The 3,083-nt window shown below is 56.7% G+C and carries 4 protein-coding genes; all 4 read left to right on the top strand.

The features are described 5' to 3' along the window. The first annotated feature begins 215 nt into the window (after positions 1–215). The gene (locus tag ACRESJ_RS03640; protein WP_059404729.1) at positions 216–470 is read left to right on the top strand and encodes a type II toxin-antitoxin system Phd/YefM family antitoxin; all 255 of its coding nucleotides are present in this window, start codon (positions 216–218) and stop codon (positions 468–470) included. Further along, positions 470–880 carry a type II toxin-antitoxin system VapC family toxin gene (locus tag ACRESJ_RS03635; protein ID WP_431756683.1) on the top strand — a complete coding sequence of 137 codons (411 nt, stop codon included), beginning with the start codon at positions 470–472 and terminating at the stop codon, positions 878–880. The genes ACRESJ_RS03640 and ACRESJ_RS03635 overlap by 1 nt, the downstream gene beginning before the upstream one ends. Positions 881–1,086: 206 nt before the next feature. Then, the gene (gene ccoG / locus ACRESJ_RS03630; RefSeq protein WP_431756682.1) at positions 1,087–2,502 is read left to right on the top strand and encodes a cytochrome c oxidase accessory protein CcoG; all 1,416 of its coding nucleotides are present in this window, start codon (positions 1,087–1,089) and stop codon (positions 2,500–2,502) included. An 11-nt stretch (positions 2,503–2,513) separates the two neighbouring features. After that, positions 2,514–3,053 (top strand): FixH family protein, encoded by a 540-nt coding sequence (locus ACRESJ_RS03625; RefSeq protein ID WP_431756681.1) that lies wholly within the window; start codon positions 2,514–2,516, stop codon positions 3,051–3,053. Positions 3,054–3,083: the final 30 nt, after the last annotated feature.

The following is a 3,083-nucleotide window of genomic DNA, read 5'->3' as shown; positions in this document are numbered from 1 at the left end:
CCATCTGAATGACCGCGTTGCCCATACGTTTTTCGCGAGCAAGCTTCGCTCCTACAGGTTACGGGCACAAATTGTGCGGATTGATTGCCACCTCATCCGATAGGCTTTTTGTTTGCCCACGCACGACCGACAAGCAAATACACACGCCGAAAGTTGCGAGGAGTGCAATCTGGTAGTAACGTTTCTACATTCGACACTCAGGAGGGTCACACATGATGGCCATCACCACCATTTCCAGCCGTGAATTCAACCAGGACACAAGTGGTGCCAAAAAAGCCACGCGTCAGGGACCGGTTTTCATCACTGACCGAGGCAAACCAGCCCACGTACTGCTAAGCATTGAGGATTACCAAAAATTGACCGGTATCAACGCCGACATCGTCGACTTGTTGGTAATGCCAGAAGCGGCAGACATCGAGTTTGAAACCGAGCGCGCCGTGATCACTCATCGCCCAGTGGATCTGTCCTGATGTACCTACTCGATACCAACGTTATTTCCGAGCTACGCAAACCCCAGGCTGACGCAAACGTCGTCGCCTGGGCCAAAAGCATCATCGCTCCACGCATGTTTGTTTCTGCTATTACCGTAAAGGAACTGGAAACCGGTGTTCTGCGCATGGAGCGCCGCGACCCGGCACAGGGAAAGGTATTACGCACCTGGCTCAAGCGCCACGTCATACCAGCTTTCGATGCCCGGATTCTACCGATCGATACTGCCGTAGCCCTTCGGTGCGCCAGTTTGCATGTACCGGATCGCGCCAATGAAGCCGACTCCTTGATTGCTGCGACGGCACTGGTCCACGGCCTGACGGTTGTCACTCGTAACGTCAGCGATTTTCAATGCAGCGGCGTTCAGCTCATCAATCCGTGGGCCGATTGAACTCTGCCCCGCCCAAAACCGGCCATAATTCACAAGTCAATTGATACAGGTCATTACACGGTCATTCGATTTCCACCAACGTGACCAAAGGTCGCACCCTTGAGCTAGAGCGACAGGCGTATCATTGCGCCACTGCAACACCCCTTTTTGACCGCGGTTGGCACGTACTGACCGAGGCATTTTTCCACTGCCGTGGGATACAACCGATGAGCAACCAGATTCCGGTACACGACGTTACCCCGCCTGCCAAAAACGCGAACAACAGCGTCGACCTCTACGCCTCCCGGGAAAAGATCTACACCCGCGCCTTCACCGGCCTGTTTCGCAACCTGCGGATGGCAGGCGGCGCCGTTCTGTTTCTGCTGTATTTCGGTACGGTGTGGCTGAACTGGGGCGGGCACCAGGCCGTCTGGTGGAATTTGCCGGAACGTAAATTCTTCATCTTCGGCGCGACCTTCTGGCCCCAGGATTTCATCCTGCTCTCCGGCATGCTGATCATTGCCGCGTTCGGCCTGTTCTTCATCACCGTGTATGCCGGCCGCGTATGGTGCGGTTATACCTGCCCGCAGAGCGTCTGGACCTGGATTTTCATGTGGTGCGAAAAGGTCACCGAAGGTGATCGTAACCAGCGCATCAAACTCGACAAGGCGCCCATGAGCGCTAACAAGTTCCTGCGCAAATTCAGCAAACATGCCATGTGGCTGCTGATCGGCTTCGTGACCGGCATGACCTTCGTCGGTTACTTCTCGCCAATCCGCGAACTGGTGATCGAGTTCTTCACCGGCGAAGCGGATGGCTGGTCGTACTTCTGGGTCGGTTTCTTTACCCTCGCCACCTATGGCAACGCTGGCTGGCTGCGTGAGCAGGTGTGCATCTACATGTGCCCCTACGCACGTTTTCAGAGCGTGATGTTCGACAAGGACACCCTGATTGTTTCCTACGACCCACGCCGTGGCGAAGGTCGCGGTCCGCGCAAGAAAGGCATCGACTACAAGGCCCAGGGCCTGGGCGACTGCATCGACTGCACCATGTGCGTTCAGGTCTGCCCGACCGGCATCGACATCCGCGACGGCCTGCAAATCGAATGCATCGGCTGCGCCGCCTGCATCGATGCCTGCGACGCGATCATGGACAAAATGGAGTACCCACGCGGCCTGATCAGCTACACCACCGAACACAACCTGTCGGGGCAGAAAACCCATAAACTGCGTCCGCGACTGATCGGTTACGCCCTGGTACTGCTGGCGATGATCAGCCTGTTGGTGACCGCTTTCTTCATGCGCTCGCTGGTAGGCTTCGACGTCAGCAAGGACCGTGTCCTGTATCGCGAGAACGCCGAGGGCCGGATCGAAAACGTCTACAGCCTGAAGATCATGAACAAGGACCAGCGCGATCATACCTATGTGCTGGAAGCCACCGGCCTGCCGGACCTTAAATTGCAAGGCCGGCGCGAGATCAAGGTCGCCGCTGGCGATATCGTCAGCCAGCCAGCCGAACTGTCCGTGGCCCCGGAACACCTGCCATCGAGCACCAACGAGGTGAAATTCATCCTCAAGGATGCCGATGACGCCAGCATTCACGTTGAAGCCAAGAGCCGATTCATCGGCCCACAAAATCGTTGAGAGAAGTGAACATGCCCGCAGCAAACGCCGCAAGCCCCTGGTACAAGCACCTTTGGCCATGGATCATCATCGGGATTCTGGCCTGCTCGGTGACCCTGACCTTGTCCATGGTGACCATCGCGGTGAACAACCCGGACAACCTGGTCAACGACAACTACTACGAGGCCGGCAAAGGCATCAACCGCTCCCTGGACCGCGAACTTCTGGCCCAGACCCTGTTGATGCGCGCCAGCGTGCGTCTGGATGATGTCACCGGTGAAGTCGACCTGCGCCTGAGCGGCAACAGCCAGCCGAAAACCCTTGAACTGAACCTGATCTCGCCAACCCAGCCGGAGAAAGATCGCAAGATCGTTTTGACCCGCAGCGAAACCGAGCAGGGTCGCTACCTCGGTCAATTGAACGACAAGGTCGAAGGTCGGCGCTTTGTCGAATTGCTCGGTACTCAGGACGACCATATCTGGCGTTTGTTCGAGGAAGAATCGGTCGACCATGAAAAGGACCTGCTGCTCGGTGATGAGCCGTTGCAGGGGGCCGAAGACCTGAAAAAATAAAGGCACACATTCCCGTCCCTTTGTAGGAGC

This window comes from Pseudomonas sp., from assembly GCF_050739655.1.
GTDB lineage: Bacteria > Pseudomonadota > Gammaproteobacteria > Pseudomonadales > Pseudomonadaceae > Aquipseudomonas.
The sequence above is the reverse complement of the archived record's forward strand: the minus strand, read 5'-3'. Positions and strand labels throughout refer to the sequence as shown.

Excerpts from the sequence above, each read along its gene's own strand:
- ACRESJ_RS03640 (WP_059404729.1), top strand. The coding sequence starts at position 216 with ATGGCCATCACCACCATTTCCAGCCGTGAATTCAACCAGGACACAAGT.
- ACRESJ_RS03635 (WP_431756683.1), top strand. The coding sequence starts at position 470 with ATGTACCTACTCGATACCAACGTTATTTCCGAGCTACGCAAACCCCAG.
- ccoG (WP_431756682.1), top strand. The coding sequence starts at position 1,087 with ATGAGCAACCAGATTCCGGTACACGACGTTACCCCGCCTGCCAAAAAC.
- ACRESJ_RS03625 (WP_431756681.1), top strand. The coding sequence starts at position 2,514 with ATGCCCGCAGCAAACGCCGCAAGCCCCTGGTACAAGCACCTTTGGCCA.